Below are 17,259 nucleotides of genomic sequence, written 5' to 3' on the forward strand. Positions count from 1 at the left end.
TCCCCGCCGCCTCTACACCTGGCCGGTCCTCACGGCGACGCCGGCGGATACAGCGACCTCGGCAGCTGCGAGGCCGCCGCCGAGTCCAGCAGCCACAGGGTGCGGGAACGGCCGTACGCCCCCGCCGCCGGTGCCTGGATCTCGCCCGCGCCCGACAGGGCGATGGCCACGGCCTCCGCCTTGTCCTCGCCGGCCGCGAGCAGCCAGACCTCGCGGGCCGAGCGGATCGCCGGGAGGGTGAGGGAGATCCGGGTCGGCGGAGGCTTGGGGGCGCCGCGGACGCCCACCACCGTGCGCTCGGTCTCCCGCACGGCCGGCAACTCCGGGAAGAGCGAGGCCACATGGGTGTCCGGGCCGACGCCCAGCATCAGCACGTCGAAGGTGGGCACCGAGCCGTGGTTCTCCGGTCCGGCCGCCTTCGCCAGCTCCATCGCGTACGCCTCGGCCGCCGCGTCGACGTCCGTACCGTACGGGCCGTCGGAGGCGGGCATGGCGTGCACGCGCTCCGGGTCCAGCGGTACGGCGTCCAGCAGGGCCGCTCGGGCCTGGGTGACGTTGCGCTCGGGATCGCCCTCGGGCAGGTAACGCTCGTCGCCCCACCAGAGGTCCAGGCGCGCCCAGTCGATGGCGTCCCGCGCGGGCGCCGCCGCCAGCGCGGCCAGCAGGCCGTTGCCGTTGCGGCCCCCGGTGAGGACCACGGACGCGGTGCCCCGGGAGGCCTGCGCGTCCACGATCTTCGTGATCAGGCGCGCCGCGGCGGCCTGTGCCATCAGTTCCTTGTCGCGGTGGACGACCAGCTGCGGAGTGCTCACTTCGCCGCCGCCTTCCTCGCCGGTGCCTTCTTCGCGGTCTTGGCCGCCGCCTTCTTGGCCGGGGCCTTGGCCGCTTCCGCCACGGGCTCCGGCCCGGCGGCCGGTTCAGCCGCAGGCAGCTGCTCGGGAACCGAGTTCAGCCGCTGCACGCCGTAGCGCAGTGCCGAGGCGTAGGTGTCGTCCGGGTCGAGCCGGCGCAGCTCCTCCGCGATCAGTTCGGCGGTCTCCCGCCGCTTCAGCGCCACCGCGCGGGCCGGCTGGCCCTCGATGGACAGCGTGGCCAGCGAGCCGTCCGCGCGGTCCAGCACGATCGGGCCGCAGTCGGTGTCCATGCGGACGGCCGTGAGACCCGGACCGGACGACAGCGAGCGCTTGACGGGCACGTCCAGCCGGTCCGCGAGCCACATCGCCAGCAGCTCACAGCTCGGGTTGAACTCCTCGCCCTCCACCTCGACGGCCTTCACCTCACAGATGACCTGGTCCAGGGCCGCCGCGAGCATCGAGCGCCACGGCGTGATCCGGGTCCAGGACAGATCGGTGTCGCCGGGCGTGTAGGCCTCGGCGCGGGCGGACAGCTCCCGCACCGGCTGCTCGGCGGCGTAGGTGTCGGTGACCCGGCGCTGCGCGAGCGCGCCCAGCGGGTCCTTCGCCGGCTCCAGCGGGGCGTTCACCGGCCACCACACGACCACCGGGGCGTCCGGCAGCAGCAGCGGCAGCACGACCGAGTCGGCGTGGTCGGCGACCTCGCCGTACAGCCGGAGCACGACCGTCTCGCCGGTGCCCGCGTCCGCGCCCACCCGCACCTCGGCGTCCAGCCGCGACGTCGTACGGTCGCGCGGGGTGCGGGAGACCCGCTTGATGACCACCAGGGTGCGCGAAGGGTGCTCGCGCGACGCCTCGTTGGCGGCCCTGAGCGCGTCGTAGGCGTTCTCCTCGTCGGTGACGATGACGAGGGTGAGGACCATGCCGACGGCGGGCGTGCCGATCGCGCGGCGGCCCTGCACGAGCGCCTTGTTGATCTCTCCGGCGGTGGTGTCGGTCAGGTCTATCTTCATGGCCGGCGCCAGCTCCGTCCGTCTCGTGCGAGCATCTCGTCCGCCTCGGCGGGGCCCCAGGTGCCCGACGGGTACTGTGCGGGCCTGCCGTGCTTGTCCCAGTACTCCTCGATCGGGTCGAGGATCTTCCAGGACAACTCGACCTCCTCCGTGCGCGGGAAGAGGTTGGCGTCGCCGAGCAGCACGTCCAGGATCAGCCGTTCGTACGCCTCCGGGCTGGACTCCGTGAACGACTCGCCGTAGGCGAAGTCCATGGAGACGTCCCGGATCTCCATCGAGGTGCCCGGCACCTTCGAACCGAACCGCACGGTCACGCCCTCGTCCGGCTGGACGCGGATGACGATCGCGTTCTGGCCCAGCTCCTCCGTCGCCGTGGTGTCGAAGGGCGAGTGCGGGGCCCGCTGGAAGACGACGGCGATCTCCGTCACCCGGCGGCCGAGGCGCTTGCCGGTGCGCAGATAGAAGGGGACGCCCGCCCAGCGGCGGTTGTCGATCTCCAGCTTGATCGCCGCGTAGGTGTCGGTCTTCGACTTGGCGTCGATGCCGTCCTCTTCGAGGTAGCCGATGACCTTCTCGCCGCCCTGCCAGCCGCCCGCGTACTGCCCACGCACGGTCGAGGCGCCCAGATCCCTGGGCAGCCGGACCGCGCCGAGGACCTTCTCCTTCTCCGCGGCCAGCGCGTCCGCGCCGAAGGAGGCGGGCTCCTCCATGGCCGTCAGCGCCATGAGCTGGAGCAGGTGGTTCTGGATGACATCGCGGGCGGCGCCGATGCCGTCGTAGTAGCCGGCCCGGCCGCCGATGCCGATGTCCTCGGCCATGGTGATCTGCACATGGTCCACGAAGGACCGGTTCCAGATCGGCTCGAACATGGTGTTGGCGAAGCGCAGCGCCAGGATGTTCTGGACGGTCTCCTTGCCGAGGTAGTGGTCGATCCGGAACACCTGGTCCGGCTCGAACACCTCGTGCACGACCTTGTTCAGTTCCTCGGCCGACTTCAGGTCGTGGCCGAACGGCTTCTCGATGACCGCGCGCCGCCAGGAACCGCCCGACTGGTCGGCCAGACCGTGCTTCTTCAGCTGCTGGATGACCACCGGGAAGGAGCGCGGCGGCACCGACAGGTAGAAGGCGAAGTTGCCGCCCGTGCCCTGTGCCTTGTCCAGTTCCTCGATGGTGGCGCGCAGCCGCTCGAAGGCGTCGTCGTCGTCGAAGGTGCCCTGGACGAAGCGCATCCCCTGGATGAGCTGCTGCCAGACCTCCTCCCGGAACGGCGTACGGGCGTGCGCCTTGACGGCGTCGTGGACCTCGGCGGCGAAGTCCTCGTTCTCCCACTCGCGGCGGGCGAAGCCCACCAGTGAGAAGCCCGGCGGCAGCAGTCCCCGGTTGGCGAGGTCGTACACCGCGGGCATCAGCTTCTTGCGGGACAGGTCGCCCGTGACCCCGAAGATGACCAGGCCCGACGGCCCCGCGATACGCGGGAGCCGTCGGTCGGCCGGGTCACGGAGCGGGTTCGCTCCGGAACCGGAAACGGGTGACAAGTCAGCCCTCCGAAGGGGCGAGGCGCTCGAGCTCCGCCTGGGTGGACTTCAGCAGGTCGTTCCAGGACGCCTCGAACTTCTCGACGCCCTCGTCCTCCAGCACCTGCACCACGTCGTCGTACGAGATGCCGAGCTTCTCCAGCGCGTCGAGATCGGCACGCGCCTGCTCGTAGGTGCCGCGGATGGTGTCGCCGCTGATCTCGCCGTGCTCCTCGGTGGCCTCCAGCGTGGCCTCCGGCATGGTGTTGACCGTGTTCGGAGCGACCAGCTCGGTCACGTACAGCGTGTCCGGGTAGGCCGGGTCCTTCACACCGGTCGACGCCCACAGCGGACGCTGCTTGTGGGCGCCCGCGTTCTCCAGCGCGTTCCAGCGGCTCGAGGAGAAGACCTCCTCGTACGCCTGGTAGGCGAGGCGCGCGTTGGCGACGGCGGCCTTGCCGCGCAGCGCCGTGGCCTCCTCGGTGCCGATCCCGTCCAGCCGCTTGTCGATCTCGGTGTCCACACGGGACACGAAGAACGACGCCACGGAACGGATCAGCGACAGGTCGAGGCCGCGCTCCTTGGCCTTCTCCAGACCGGCCAGGTAGGCGGCCATGACCTCGCGGTAGCGCTCCAGCGAGAAGATCAGCGTGACGTTGACACTGATGCCGAGGCCGATGACCTCGGTGATCGCCGGCAGACCCGCCTTGGTGGCCGGGATCTTGATGAGCGTGTTGGGCCGGTCGACCAGCCAGGCCAGCTGCTTGGCCTCGGCGACGGTGGCCGCCGTGTTGTGCGCGAGGCGCGGGTCGACCTCGATGGAGACCCGGCCGTCCTGACCGCCGGTGGCGTCGAAGACGGGGCGCAGGATGTCGGCGGCGTCGCGGACGTCCGCCGTGGTGATCATGCGGATGGCCTCTTCGACGGTGACCTTGCGGGCGGCGAGGTCGGTGACCTGCTGCTCGTAGCCGTCGCCGCCGCTGATCGCCTTCTGGAAGATCGTCGGGTTGGTGGTGACGCCCACGACGTGCTGCTGGTCGATCAGCTCGGCGAGGTTGCCGGACGTGATCCGCTTGCGCGACAGGTCGTCCAGCCAGATCGCGACGCCTTCTTCGGAGAGGCGCTTGAGTGCGTCTGTCATGGAATTACATCTCCTACGTGTCGTATATGAGCGTCAGCGCTGGGCGGCGGCGATGGATTCCCGGGCCTTGCCGGCCACATTCTCGGCAGTGAAGCCGAACTCGCGGAAGAGCACCTTGCCGTCGGCGGAAGCACCGAAGTGCTCCAGGGAAACGATGCGGCCGGCGTCCCCGACGTAGCGGTACCACGTCAGCCCGATGCCCGCCTCCACGGCCACACGGGCCCTGACGGACGGCGGGAGCACGGAGTCCCGGTACCCCTGGTCCTGCTCCTCGAACCACTCGACGGACGGCATCGACACGACACGCGTCGGGATGCCCTCGGCCTGGAGCTGCTCACGCGCCTCCACGGCCACATGCACCTCGGAGCCGGTGGCGATCAGGATCACCTGCGGCTCGCCGCCTTCGGCCTCGAACAGGACATAGCCACCCTTGGCCGCGTCCTCGTTCGGCGCGTACACCGGCACGCCCTGGCGGGTGAGTGCGAGGCCGTGCGGCTGCCCCTTGCCGAACTCCTTGGTGTAGCGCCGCAGGATCTCGCGCCAGGCGATCGCGGTCTCGTTGGCGTCCGCCGGGCGGACGACGTTCAGACCGGGGATCGCGCGCAGCGAGGCCAGGTGCTCGACCGGCTGGTGGGTGGGGCCGTCCTCGCCGAGACCGATGGAGTCGTGCGTCCACACGTACGTCACCGGCAGGTGCATGAGGGCCGACAGGCGCACCGCGTTGCGCATGTAGTCGGAGAAGACGAGGAACGTACCGCCGTAGACACGGGTGTTGCCGTGCAGCGTGATGCCGTTCATCTCCGCGCCCATCGAGTGCTCGCGGATGCCGAAGTGGATCGTGCGGCCGTACGGCTTGGCCTCGGGCAGCGGGTTGCCCTCGGGCAGGAACGAGCTTTCCTTGTCGATGGTCGTGTTGTTCGACCCGGCGAGGTCGGCGGAGCCGCCCCACAGCTCGGGGATCACCGCGCCGAGCGCCTGCAGCACCTTGCCGGAGGCGGCACGCGTCGCGACACCCTTGCCCGGCTCGAAGACCGGGATCTTCTCTTCCCAGCCGGCGGGCAGCTCGCCCTTGCCGATGCGGTCGAACTCGGCGGCACGCTCGGGGTTGTCGTCCCGCCACTGCTGCAGGGACTTCTCCCACTCGGCCTTCGCCTGGGCGCCGCGCTCCAGGGCCTTGCGGGTGTGGGTGATCACCTCGTCCTCGACGGCGAAGCTCTTGTCCGGGTCGAAGCCGAGGACGCGCTTGGTGGCCGCGACCTCCTCCTCGCCCAGCGCCGAGCCGTGCGCGGCCTCGGTGTTCTGGGCGTTCGGGGCCGGCCAGGCGATGATCGAGCGCATCGCGATGAAGGACGGCTTGTCCGTGACCCGCTTCGCCTCCTGGATCGCGGCGTAGATCGCCTGCGGGTCCAGGTCGCCGTTGTCCTGGGCCTCCACGCGCTGCACATGCCAGCCGTAGGCCTCGTAGCGCAGAGCGGTGTCCTCGGACACGGCCGTCTCGGTGTCGCCCTCGATCGAGATGTGGTTGTCGTCCCACAGCAGGATCAGGTTGCCGAGCTTCTGGTGGCCGGCCAGCGAGGAGGCCTCCGCGGAGATGCCCTCCTGGAGGCAGCCGTCACCGGCGATGCAGTAGATGAAGTGGTCGAAGGGCGACTCGCCCTGCGGGGCCTGAGGGTCGAACAGACCGCGCTCGTAGCGGGCGGCCATCGCCATGCCCACGGCGTTGGCGACACCCTGGCCGAGCGGACCGGTGGTGGTCTCGACGCCCTTGGTGTGCCCGTACTCCGGGTGGCCCGGGGTCTTCGAACCCCAGGTGCGGAAGGACTCCAGGTCCTCAAGCTCCAGGCCGAAGCCGGCCAGGTAGAGCTGGGTGTAGAGGGTCAGTGACGAGTGGCCGGCGGACAGCACGAAGCGGTCGCGCCCGACCCACTCCGGGTCGGCCGGGTCGTGCCGCATCACCTTCTGGAAGAGGGTGTACGCGGCCGGAGCCAGGCTCATCGCCGTACCGGGATGGCCGTTGCCGACCTTCTGTACGGCGTCGGCGGCCAGGACACGGGCGGTGTCGACGGCTCGCTGGTCCAGCTCGGTCCACTCAAGGTCTGTGGTGGTCGGCTTGGTGCTCACCCTGGGTCAGGGCTCCTCTCCACATGTCGGTCGCCGGTCTTCGGGGCATGCGCGCCCACCCGGCCGCCGGCGTGCTTCTGCCCGCCGGCCGCTGCCGAGCCTACCCTCGTGAGGACGTGCATTTTTTCGAGTGTTTCCAGACTGCCGGGACTCTCTCGGATCCGCCTCCCGACTGGCCGACAGGCCATTTGGCACATGAATACGGCGGCGGTCATCTGAGCGCTCAATCGAGTGCCGGGTCCCCTCTTATGGGGCGCCCGCCAACACGACCCCACCCCCGCGAAGGCCGGGGTATGGGCAACGTCTAAAGTGGCGTGGTACGCGCGAGCCTTTACCGGGACTTCACACGGGGAGGCTTGCTGGGATGTCTCTGTCAGGGGTGTGCGTGACGGCCGTCGAATCCCGTCCAGCGGGCTCGCTCGGTGCTGCGAGCCAGGGCCCGGTTCACCGGCCGTTCGGGGCCCGTGTCAAGGCTTTCGTGGCGCTGACCAAGCCGCGGATCATCGAGCTGCTGCTCATCACCACCGTTCCGGTGATGTTCCTGGCGCAGCAGGGCGTGCCGGACCTGAAGCTGGTCCTCCTGACCTGCGTCGGCGGCTATCTCTCGGCGGGCGGCGCCAACGCGCTGAACATGTACATCGACCGGGACATCGACGCCCTGATGGACCGCACCTCGCAGCGGCCGCTGGTGACCGGCATGGTCAGCCCGCCCGAGTGCCTGGCCTTCGGCATCACCCTCGCGGTCGTCTCGACGCTGCTCTTCGGCCTCACCGTCAACTGGCTGAGCGCCTGGCTCTCCCTCGGCGCGCTCCTCTTCTACGTCGTCGTCTACACGATGCTCCTCAAGCGGCGTACGTCGCAGAACATCGTGTGGGGCGGCATCGCGGGCTGCATGCCCGTGCTGATCGGCTGGTCGGCCGTGACGGACTCGCTTTCCTGGGCGCCGGTCATCCTGTTCATGGTGATCTTCTTCTGGACCCCGCCGCACTACTGGCCGCTGTCCATGAAGGTGAAGGACGACTACGCGCGTGTGGGCGTGCCGATGCTGCCGGTCATCGCCTCCAACAAGGTGGTCGCCAAGCAGATCGTCATCTACAGCTGGGTGATGGTCGCCGTCTCCCTGCTCCTCACCCCGCTCGGCTACACCGGCTGGTTCTACACGGCCGTCGCCCTGGCCGCCGGCGGATGGTGGCTGTGGGAGGCGCACGCGCTGCAGAACCGGGCCAGGGCCGAGGTCATGGGCGCGAAGCTGAAGGAGATGCGGCTGTTCCACTGGTCGATCACCTATGTGTCGCTGTTGTTCGTGGCGATCGCGGTGGACCCGTTCCTGCGCTGACACACGCCGGGCGTACGTCACAGCGCCCTGCTCTCGCCAGCTGATCTACTCGTGAGTAGCATCCTGTGCATGGCAGACACGCAGCAGGTTGACGCGAGGGCCGAGCGCAAGGTGGCCAAGCTCGCCCGGGAGATCAGCGCCTTCGCCAGGGCACACGGCGGCGCCGAGGGCCAGGTGGCCTACATCGGCGAACGCGGCGCCCGCATCGTGCTCGTCGGCGAGGACGGCGGCTGGGGCGACCTGGTGGCCCCCAGTACGGAGATCGCCGAGAAGGCCGTCGAGAAGTCCGGCATCACCGTCCACGAGTCCTTCGACGGCGAGTTCGCGGCGAAGGTGAAGACCGGTTCGTACGAATGGAAGCGCATGGCCGGCATCCAAATCGGCGGTTGAGCAAGGCGCCCCCGATGGGGGCGCGGGGAATTGCGGGATCGGCCACATGCGGTCCGAAGCCGCCAAATAACCCGCAGCCCCGAGCTCATCCGCGACCTCGAACCCCGTTCACCCGTTAGGCCGGTCAAAGCCGGCGCACGCGGGAAGGTCGGGATGATCGAGACGCCGTCCCTCGTGGACCAGTACTGCCACGGCGTACTGCGAACAGAGCTGGGCCTGGGCACCTTCGAGGCTCAGCTCTCCCGCACCGAGGGCCCACCCGCACCCGGCACCACCCTCTTCGACACCCAGACGGGATTCGCCGTACGGCGCTGGTGCCCGCCCCTGCTCGGCCTGGAACCGCACTGCCCGCCCGCCCGCTATCTGGCCAGGCGCCGGGAACTGGGCGTCCTGGAGGCGGGCCGCAGGCTGCTGCGCGGCAGCGGCATCACCACCTACCTGGTCGACACCGGCCTGCCCGGCGACCTCACGGGCCCCGCCGAGCTGGCCTCCGCCGGCTGTGCCCGGGCCCATGAGATCGTCCGGCTGGAGCAGCTCGCGGAGCAGGTCGCCGACACCTCCGGCACCGTCGAGTCCTTCCTCGCCAACCTCGCCGAGTCGGTGCACGGCGCCGCCGCGAACGCGGTCGCCTTCACCTCCGTCGCGGGCCTCGGACACGGACTGGCACTGGCGCCCGAGCCGCCGGGACCGGGGGAGGTGCGGGGCGCGGCCGGCCGCTGGCTGGCCGGGCGACGGGTCGGCGGGCCGCTCAAGGATCCGGTGCTGCTGCGGCACCTGCTGTGGAACGCGGTCGCCTCGGGCCTGCCCCTGCAACTGCACGCCGGGCTCGGCGAGCCGGGCTCCCGCATCGACCGCACCGACCCCGTGCTGCTCACCGACTTCGTGCGGGCCACAGCCGGCCTCGGCACCGACCTGATCCTGCTGCACGGCTACCCGTACCACCGCCACGCCGCCCACCTGGCCGGCGTCTTCCCGCACGTCTACGCCGACTGCGGCGCCGCCCTGGTCCGCACCGGCGCCCGCGCGGCCACCGTCCTCGCCGAGATCCTGGAGCTGGCCCCCTTCGGCAAGATCCTCTTCTCCACCGGCGCGCACGGCCTGCCCGAACTGCACGTCGTCGGCGCCCGCCTCTTCCGCGAGGCCCTGGCCCGGGTCCTGGGCACCTGGGTCGCCGAGGGCGCCTGGTCCCTGGCGGACGCCCAGCGGGTGGCCCGGATGGTCGCCGCGGACAACGCCCGGCGGGTGTACCGGCTGAGCGGCTGACGGCGGCTACGCGCGCGTGCCCACCGTCACCTCGGCCGAGGGGCCGGGCAGGTCGAGACCGGTCTCCGGGCGTTCGCGCAGTGCCAGCAGGATGCGCAGGACGCCGATCCAGACCAGGCACGAGCCGAACATGTGCAGGGCCACCAGCAGCTCGGGCAGGTGGGTGAAGTACTGCACGTAACCGATCACACCCTGGCCGAGGAGGATCAGGAACAGATCGCGCGTGCGCGCCGACGGCCCCTTCGGCGCGTCCACCGCCTTCAGCACGAACCACAGCGCGAACGTCAGCGTCACCACGATCCAGGCGAGCACCGCGTGCAGCTTGGCCACCGTCTCCCAGTCGATGGGGATCCGCTTGACCTCGCTGGAGTCACCCGCGTGCGGCCCGGCTCCGGTCACCACCGTGCCGGCCGCGATGAGCAGCAGGGACGCGGCCACCAGGAACCACACCAGCTGCTGCACGGCCTTGCCGACCAGCGGCCGGGGCGCGCCGTCGCCCTCGCGGGTGCGCTGCCACATCACCGCGGCGACCGTGGTCAGGGCCGTCGCCAGCAGGAAGTGGGCCGCGACGGTGTACGGGTTGAGGCCGACCAGCACCACCACGCCGCCGAGGATCGCGTTGCTCATCACCAGCCAGAACTGCGCCCAGCCCAGCCGGGTCAGGCTGCGCCGGTACGGCTTCTCGGAGCGGGCGGCGATGATCGCCCAGCCGACCGCGGCGCACAGCACGTACGTCAGCATCCGGTTGCCGAACTCGATCGCGCTGTGGTAGCTCAGCGCGCTCGTCGGGGTCAGCGAGCCGTCGGTGCACTCCGGCCAGGTCGGGCAGCCGAGGCCGGAGCCGGTCAGGCGTACGGCGCCGCCGGTGACGACGATGACCACCGACATCACGAGCGCGGCGAGGGCGGCCCGCTGGACCGTCCGGGGGGTCGGGGTCCAGCGTGCGGCGATGAAGGCGAGCGGGTTGCGCACGGCCGCGGCGGCGTCGGCGGGGTTCAGCTTGGGCACGCCCACCATCGTAGGCCGCCGCTTGTGCACGCTTTCACGAGGGTCCACCGTGACGGCTCACTCCCAGCGGAAGAACTTCCCCGCGGCGGCCAGCCCGACGACCGCCCACACGGCGAGAATCCCCAGGTCGCCCCACGGCACCCCGGCGCCGTGCCGGAGCACGTCCCGCAGGCCGTCCGACAGCGCGGAGATGGGCAGCAGCCCGAGCACGGCCTGCGCGCCCGAGCCGAACTTGTCCAGCGGCACGAGGACACCGCCGCCGACGAGCAGCAGCAGGAAGACGAGGTTGGCGGCGGCCAGGGTCGCCTCGGCCTTCAGCGTGCCCGCCATCAGCAGGCCGAGCCCGGAGAACGCGGCCGTACCCAGAATCAGCAGCAGGAGCACGGTGGCCGGGTCGCCGTGCGGGGACCAGCCCAGCGCGAAGGCGATCGCGGTCAGCAGGATCACCTGGAGGACCTCGGTGACCAGCACGGCCGCCGTCTTGGCGGTCATCAGGCCCCAGCGGGGCAGCGGCGAGGAGGCGAGCCGCTTGAGCACGCCGTAGCGGCGCTCGAAGCCGGTCGCGATGGCCTGTCCGGTGAACGCCGTCGACATCACGGCGAGCGCCAGGATGCCGGGCGCGAGGAAGTCCACCGCCTTGCCCTTGCCGGTGTCCACGATGTCCACCGAGCTGAAGAGCACCAGCAGCAGGGTCGGGATCACCACGGTCAGCAGCAGCTGCTCGCCGTTGCGCAGCAGCATCTTCGTCTCCAGCGCCGCCTGCGCCGCGATCATGCGGGGGAGGGGCGCCGCACCCGGCTTGGGGGCGTATGTACCGGTTGCAGTCGTCACGAGCGCAGCTCCTTGCCCGTCAGCTCCAGGCTGTGTCCTCCCGGGGGCCAACCCCCGGACCCCCGGCCGATCTCCGCGTGAGCCGGAATCATGAGCGCAGCTCCTTGCCCGTCAGCTCCAGAAAAACGTCCTCCAGCGTGTGCCGCTCCACCGAGATCCGGTCCGGCATCACGCCGTGCTGGGCGCACCACGAGGTCACGGTGGCCAGCAGCTGCGGGTCGACCTTGCCGACGATCCGGTAGCTGCCCGGGGTCAGCTCGGAGGCCGTGCAGTCGGCCGGGAGCGCCTTGAGCAGCGAGCCCACGTCGAGGCCGGGGCGGCCGGTGAAGCGCAGGGTGTTCTCGGCGCCGCCCTTGCACAGCTCCTCGGGAGAGCCCTGGGCGATGACCCGGCCTCCGTCGATGACCGCCACGTCGTCGGCGAGCTGCTCGGCCTCTTCCATGTAGTGCGTGGTGAGGATCACCGAGACGCCGTCGGCGCGCAGGTCCTCGACCAGGTCCCAGGTGGCCCGGCGGGCCTGCGGGTCGAGCCCGGCCGTCGGCTCGTCCAGGAACACCAGCTCCGGGCGTCCCACGACGGCCATGGCGAGCGCGAGCCGCTGCTGCTGGCCGCCGGACAGCCGCCGGTACCCGGTCCGGCCGCAGGAGCCCAGCCCCAGCCGCTCGATCAGCGCGTCCACGTCGAGGGGATGCGCGTGCAGCCTGGCCACGTGGCGCAGCATCTCGTCGGCCCGGGCGCCGGAGTAGACGCCGCCGGACTGGAGCATCACCCCGATACGGGGACGCAGCTCGGCGGACTGCCGTACCGGGTCGAGGCCCAGGACGCGCACCGTGCCGGAATCCGGCCTCCGGTACCCCTCACAGGTCTCGACCGTGGTCGTCTTCCCCGCCCCGTTGGGACCGAGTACGGCGGTCACGCCCGCCCCGGCCACCAGGTCGAGGCCGTCCACGGCGGTCTTCGTGCCGTACCGCTTCACCAGGGCCTGGACCTGGACCACGGGCTCGTTTCGCATGAATCCAGAGTCTAGGGAGGGGCCGGACCGCTCGGGCGCGGGGGTGCGGGAAGTCCTCCGCACGGGACTGCCCGGCGCCGGGCTACTCCTCGCGGGGCCGGTGCACGGGAAGCCACCGCTCCGCGTAGGCCACCGCGTCCGCCACCGGGAACAGCCGCGCCTCGGCGGCGCCCACCTTTCCCCGTACGACGGGCCGGTCGCGCTCGAAGTCGTACCCCAGCTCGTCGAACCGGCCGGAGTCGATCGACACCTCGACGACGGTCTCCCAGCCGCCACCCGGCGCGGGCCGGCCGATCTCCACCAGCGGCGCCGGTATCCGGTACTCGGCCAGGTGGAAGCTGGTGCAGGAGTCGTAGCCCGCGCCGAGCAGCAGGACGCGGGCGCCCAGCTCCTCCAGCCGCGCCAGCGGGCTGTGCTCGCCGAGCCGGCAGTCGGGGGCGTGGCCGTCGGTGATCTCCCGCGCGTGCCGGCCGAGCGCCGCGAAGGAGGTCTGCGGATGCGCGCTGCGCAGGGCGCCCGGCCAGGTCCGCACGGTCTCGGGGAGCACGCCGACGCCACGGGTGGGGGTGAGCAGCGGGTCGTACGGCGGCATGGTGGCCCGGATCCGGTCCCACCACTCCTCGGGCACGGGCGGCCTGCCCCAGTGCGCGGGGTCGGACAGCTGGGCCGACTGACTGGGGACGACGAGCGTGCCCGTCGGGCCCAGGGCGTCCATGAGTCCCTGCACGACCGCGACGGCGCCTCCGTTGACCCAGCCGAGAGCACGGAGGGAGGAATGCACCAGAAGGATCTCGCCGGATTCGACGCCCAGCAGTCGAAGCTGGGTCGAGAGCGAGTCTCGGGTGACGAGAGGGCCGGTCGGCCGGGGCTCGGGCATGACTCGTGAGTCTTCCCCACGTCGGGTGTGCGGCGCCAGCGATTTGCCCTGCTCAGAGCCGCACCGAATGATCGATCAAAGATCGTTTTCGCAGGTCGGATTAGGTATGCCTAAGTGATGCAGGGCACCGCTCGATGATCCGGACGGCGCTTGTCAGGCTCTCCGGAATTACGCAACAATGGCGTTGTGAAAAACGTCGGCGAGGCTCGGGAGGCCCCCCTGGGGGCCCCGCAGGAGGAACTCGCGACCGGTGAGCGCTCCACGCGCAACCGCGTCGCGCGCTCCATCCTGGACCACGGCCCGTCGACCGTCGCCGAACTCGCCGGCCGGCTGGGACTGACCCAGGCCGCCGTCCGGCGCCACCTGGACGCCCTGGTCGCCGACGACGTGGTGGAGGCCCGGGAACAGCGGGTGTACGGCACGCGCACACGCGGCCGCCCCGCCAAGGTCTTCGCGCTCACCGACTGCGGCCGGGACGCCTTCGACCAGTCCTACGACAAGCTCGCGGCCGACGCGCTCCGCTGGATCGCGGAGCAGGGCGGTGGCCCCGAGGCGGTCGCGGCCTTCGCCCGCGCCCGGATCGCCGCCCAGGCGAGCGCCTACCGCAAGGCGATCGAGGCGGTCACGCCGGACAAGCGCACCGAAGCCCTGGCCAAGGCCTTGAGCGTGGACGGGTACGCTGCTACGGCGCGCAGCGCACCGATCGGCGAGCAGCTGTGCCAGCACCACTGCCCGGTCGCCCACGTGGCGGAACAGTTCCCGCAGCTGTGCGAGGCGGAGACGGAGATCTTCGCCGAGCTGCTGGGTACCCACGTCCAGCGACTGGCGACCATCGCGCACGGCGACGGCGTCTGCACGACGTTCATCCCCAAGACATCCACTGACGACGCATCTGCTAGCACGGCCAGGAGGAACCCCGCATGACTCTCCCCACGGAGACTGCCCACCCCGAACTCGAGGGCCTGGGCAAGTACGAATACGGCTGGGCCGACTCCGACGTGGCCGGTGCCTCCGCCAGGCGTGGCCTGAACGAGGAGGTCGTCCGCGACATCTCCGGCAAGAAGTCGGAGCCGGAGTGGATGACCAAGCTGCGCCTGAAGGGCCTGAAGCTCTTCGAGAAGAAGCCGATGCCGAACTGGGGCTCCGACCTCTCGGGCATCGACTTCGACAACATCAAGTACTTCGTGCGCTCCACGGAGAAGCAGGCGGAGTCCTGGGAGGACCTGCCCGAGGACATCAAGAACACCTACGACAAGCTCGGCATCCCCGAGGCGGAGAAGCAGCGCCTGGTCGCCGGTGTCGCCGCCCAGTACGAGTCCGAGGTCGTCTACCACCAGATCCGCGAGGACCTGGAGGAGCAGGGTGTCATCTTCCTCGACACCGACACCGCGCTGAAGGAGCACCCGGAGCTCTTCAAGGAGTACTTCGGCACGGTCATCCCGGCCGGTGACAACAAGTTCGCCGCGCTGAACACCGCCGTGTGGTCCGGCGGCTCCTTCATCTACGTGCCGAAGGGCGTGCACGTCGAGATCCCGCTCCAGGCCTACTTCCGCATCAACACGGAGAACATGGGCCAGTTCGAGCGGACCCTGATCATCGTCGACGAGGGTGCCTACGTGCACTACGTCGAGGGTTGCACGGCCCCCATCTACAAGTCGGACTCGCTGCACTCCGCGGTCGTCGAGATCATCGTCAAGAAGAACGCCCGCTGCCGCTACACGACCATCCAGAACTGGTCGAACAACGTCTACAACCTGGTCACCAAGCGCGCCGTCGCCTACGAGGGCGCGACCATGGAGTGGATCGACGGCAACATCGGCTCCAAGGTGACGATGAAGTACCCGGCCGTCTACCTGATGGGCGAGCACGCCAAGGGCGAAACCCTCTCCATCGCCTTCGCGGGCGAGGGCCAGCACCAGGACGCCGGTTCGAAGATGGTCCACATGGCGCCGAACACCTCGTCCAACATCGTCTCCAAGTCGGTGGCGCGCGGTGGCGGCCGTACCTCCTACCGCGGCCTGGTCGAGATCGGCGAGGGCGCCGCCGGGTCGAAGTCCAACGTGCTGTGCGACGCGCTGCTGGTCGACACCATCTCCCGCTCCGACACGTACCCCTACGTCGACGTCCGCGAGGACGACGTGTCCATGGGCCACGAGGCGACCGTCTCCAAGGTCTCCGAGGACCAGCTCTTCTACCTGATGAGCCGCGGTCTGACCGAGTTCGAGGCGATGGCGATGATCGTGCGCGGCTTCGTCGAGCCGATCGCCAAGGAACTGCCCATGGAGTACGCCCTCGAGCTCAACCGGCTGATCGAGCTGCAGATGGAAGGCGCGGTCGGCTGACACCCGCCCCATCGGTCAGCACGTCTTACTCAGAAAGCGAGCACTACGACAGCCATGGCTGAGGCTCAGAACATCCCGGTGGGCTCCACCACCGCCGGCCAGATCGCGGTCGCCGCGGAGTCGACCGTCGTCTCGCGCATGAGCGCGCCCCCGTCCTTCGACGTGGCGGACTTCCCGGTCCCGCACGGTCGCGAGGAGGAGTGGCGGTTCACCCCGCTGGAGCGGCTGCGCGGGCTGCACGACGGCACCGCGGTCGCGACCGGCGACGGCGTGAAGGTGGACGTCCAGGCCCCCGAGGGCGTGACCGTCGAGACCGTCGGCCGCGACGACGCCCGCATCGGCAGGGCCGGCACCCCGGTGGACCGCGTCGCCGCCCAGGCGTACTCGGCGTTCGAGAAGGCCGGCGTGGTCACCGTCCCCAAGGAGACGGTGCTCACCGAGCCGATCCGGATCGCCGCGCACGGCGAGGGCGGGGTCGCCTTCGCCCACCAGGTGATCGAGCTGGGCGCCTTCGCCGAGGCCGTCGTGGTCATCGACCACACCGGTGACGCGGTGCTCGCCGCCAATGTCGACTACGTCCTCGGTGACGGCGCCAAGCTGACCGTCGTCTCCGTCCAGGACTGGGACGACAAGGCCGTGCATGTGGCCCAGCACAACGCCCTGGTCGGCCGCGACGCCTCCTTCAAGTCCGTGGTCGTCACCTTCGGCGGTGACGTGGTCCGCCTGCACCCGCGCGTGACCTACGCGGGCCCCGGCGGCGAGGCCGAGCTGTTCGGCCTGTACTTCACCGACGCCGGGCAGCACCAGGAGCACCGCCTGCTGGTCACCCACAACACCCCGCACTGCAAGTCGAACGTCGTCTACAAGGGCGCGCTCCAGGGCGACGACGCGCACGCGGTCTGGATCGGCGACGTGCTCATCGAGGCCAAGGCCGAGGGCACGGACACCTACGAGATGAACCGCAACCTGGTCCTCACGGACGGTGCGCGCGTCGACTCCGTGCCGAACCTGGAGATCGAGACCGGCGAGATCGTCGGCGCCGGCCACGCCTCCGCCACCGGCCGCTTCGACGACGAGCAGCTCTTCTACCTGATGGCCCGCGGCATCCCGCAGCACGAGGCCCGCCGCCTGGTGGTCCGCGGCTTCTTCGCCGAGCTGGTCCAGCAGATCGGTGTCACCGACATCGAGGAGCGCCTGCTCGCCAAGATCGAGGAGGAGCTGGAGGCTTCGGTCGCATGAGCTTCGTACGCGTCTGTGGGCTGAGCGAGCTGGAGGAGGACACCCCGAAGCGGGTGGAGATCGACAGCACGCCGGTCTCGGTCGTCAAGACCGAGGGCGAGGTGTTCGCGATCTACGACATCTGCTCCCACGCGAACGTCTCGCTCTCCGAGGGCGAGGTGGAGGACTGCCAGATCGAGTGCTGGCTGCACGGCTCCGCCTTCGACCTGCGCACCGGCAAGCCGTCCGGCCTCCCGGCCACGCGCCCCGTCCCCGTATACCCCGTAAAGATCGATGGGGACGACGTTCTCGTCTCCCTCTCCCAGGAGTCCTGAGGCA

The 17,259-nt window shown here is 70.5% G+C and carries 16 protein-coding genes; 7 read left to right on the forward strand and 9 right to left on the reverse strand.

Features of this window, described 5'->3' with window-relative positions:
- Positions 1 to 29: 29 nt before the first annotated feature.
- Genes pgl through tkt form a run of 5 tightly spaced genes read right to left on the reverse strand, consistent with a single transcriptional unit; the run spans position 30 to position 6,643 of the window.
- Positions 30 to 812: a 6-phosphogluconolactonase gene (gene pgl / locus BFF78_RS31620; RefSeq protein WP_069781533.1), complete on the reverse strand. Its 783-nt coding sequence runs from the start codon at positions 810 to 812 to the stop codon at positions 30 to 32.
- Positions 809 to 1,867 carry a glucose-6-phosphate dehydrogenase assembly protein OpcA gene (gene opcA / locus BFF78_RS31625; protein WP_069781534.1) on the reverse strand — a complete coding sequence of 353 codons (1,059 nt, stop codon included), beginning with the start codon at positions 1,865 to 1,867 and terminating at the stop codon, positions 809 to 811. The genes pgl and opcA overlap by 4 nt, the downstream gene beginning before the upstream one ends.
- Positions 1,864 to 3,402 (reverse strand): glucose-6-phosphate dehydrogenase, encoded by a 1,539-nt coding sequence (gene zwf, locus BFF78_RS31630; RefSeq protein ID WP_069781535.1) that lies wholly within the window; start codon positions 3,400 to 3,402, stop codon positions 1,864 to 1,866. The genes opcA and zwf overlap by 4 nt, the downstream gene beginning before the upstream one ends.
- Position 3,403: 1 nt before the next feature.
- Positions 3,404 to 4,522 (reverse strand): transaldolase, encoded by a 1,119-nt coding sequence (gene tal, locus BFF78_RS31635; protein WP_069781536.1) that lies wholly within the window; start codon positions 4,520 to 4,522, stop codon positions 3,404 to 3,406.
- A gap of 33 nt (positions 4,523 to 4,555) precedes the next feature.
- Positions 4,556 to 6,643 carry a transketolase gene (gene tkt, locus BFF78_RS31640; protein WP_069781537.1) on the reverse strand — a complete coding sequence of 696 codons (2,088 nt, stop codon included), beginning with the start codon at positions 6,641 to 6,643 and terminating at the stop codon, positions 4,556 to 4,558.
- A 379-nt stretch (positions 6,644 to 7,022) separates the two neighbouring features.
- Between tkt and BFF78_RS31645 the strand changes: the two genes are divergently transcribed.
- From BFF78_RS31645 to BFF78_RS31655, 3 genes are all read left to right on the forward strand, one after another.
- Positions 7,023 to 7,979: a heme o synthase gene (locus BFF78_RS31645; protein ID WP_069781538.1), complete on the forward strand. Its 957-nt coding sequence runs from the start codon at positions 7,023 to 7,025 to the stop codon at positions 7,977 to 7,979.
- 69 nt (positions 7,980 to 8,048) lie between these two features.
- On the forward strand, positions 8,049 to 8,369 hold the full coding sequence (locus tag BFF78_RS31650; protein ID WP_069781539.1) for a hypothetical protein: 321 nt from the start codon (positions 8,049 to 8,051) through the stop codon (positions 8,367 to 8,369).
- Positions 8,370 to 8,522: 153 nt separating this feature from the next.
- On the forward strand, positions 8,523 to 9,632 hold the full coding sequence (locus tag BFF78_RS31655; RefSeq protein WP_069781540.1) for an amidohydrolase family protein: 1,110 nt from the start codon (positions 8,523 to 8,525) through the stop codon (positions 9,630 to 9,632).
- Between the two features lie 6 nt (positions 9,633 to 9,638).
- On the opposite strand, the gene BFF78_RS31660 is transcribed toward BFF78_RS31655, so the two are convergent.
- From BFF78_RS31660 to BFF78_RS31675, 4 genes are all read right to left on the reverse strand, one after another.
- Entirely contained in the window at positions 9,639 to 10,649 is a 1,011-nt protein-coding gene (locus BFF78_RS31660) for a COX15/CtaA family protein (RefSeq protein WP_069781541.1), read from the reverse strand.
- 48 nt (positions 10,650 to 10,697) lie between these two features.
- A complete protein-coding gene (locus tag BFF78_RS31665) occupies positions 10,698 to 11,414 on the reverse strand; it encodes an ABC transporter permease (protein ID WP_227026163.1) in 717 nt (238 codons plus the stop codon).
- A gap of 145 nt (positions 11,415 to 11,559) precedes the next feature.
- Positions 11,560 to 12,483: an ABC transporter ATP-binding protein gene (locus BFF78_RS31670; RefSeq protein ID WP_069781543.1), complete on the reverse strand. Its 924-nt coding sequence runs from the start codon at positions 12,481 to 12,483 to the stop codon at positions 11,560 to 11,562.
- A gap of 82 nt (positions 12,484 to 12,565) precedes the next feature.
- Positions 12,566 to 13,360 (reverse strand): AAC(3) family N-acetyltransferase, encoded by a 795-nt coding sequence (locus BFF78_RS31675; protein WP_069781544.1) that lies wholly within the window; start codon positions 13,358 to 13,360, stop codon positions 12,566 to 12,568.
- Positions 13,361 to 13,546: 186 nt separating this feature from the next.
- On the opposite strand from BFF78_RS31675, the gene BFF78_RS31680 reads away from it, so the two are divergent.
- Genes BFF78_RS31680 through BFF78_RS31695 form a run of 4 tightly spaced genes read left to right on the forward strand, consistent with a single transcriptional unit; the run spans position 13,547 to position 17,255 of the window.
- Positions 13,547 to 14,284 (forward strand): helix-turn-helix transcriptional regulator, encoded by a 738-nt coding sequence (locus BFF78_RS31680; protein ID WP_069781545.1) that lies wholly within the window; start codon positions 13,547 to 13,549, stop codon positions 14,282 to 14,284.
- Positions 14,281 to 15,702 carry a Fe-S cluster assembly protein SufB gene (gene sufB / locus BFF78_RS31685; protein WP_069781546.1) on the forward strand — a complete coding sequence of 474 codons (1,422 nt, stop codon included), beginning with the start codon at positions 14,281 to 14,283 and terminating at the stop codon, positions 15,700 to 15,702. The genes BFF78_RS31680 and sufB overlap by 4 nt, the downstream gene beginning before the upstream one ends.
- A 54-nt stretch (positions 15,703 to 15,756) precedes the next feature.
- Positions 15,757 to 16,941, forward strand: coding sequence for a Fe-S cluster assembly protein SufD (gene sufD, locus BFF78_RS31690; protein WP_069781547.1), 1,185 nt, complete (start codon positions 15,757 to 15,759; stop codon positions 16,939 to 16,941).
- Positions 16,938 to 17,255, forward strand: coding sequence for a non-heme iron oxygenase ferredoxin subunit (locus tag BFF78_RS31695; protein WP_069781548.1), 318 nt, complete (start codon positions 16,938 to 16,940; stop codon positions 17,253 to 17,255). Before sufD ends, BFF78_RS31695 begins: the two co-directional genes overlap by 4 nt.
- Positions 17,256 to 17,259 lie beyond the last annotated feature (4 nt).

The sequence above is a fragment of the Streptomyces fodineus genome (genome assembly GCF_001735805.1).
Taxonomy (GTDB): Bacteria; Actinomycetota; Actinomycetes; order Streptomycetales; family Streptomycetaceae; genus Streptomyces; species Streptomyces fodineus.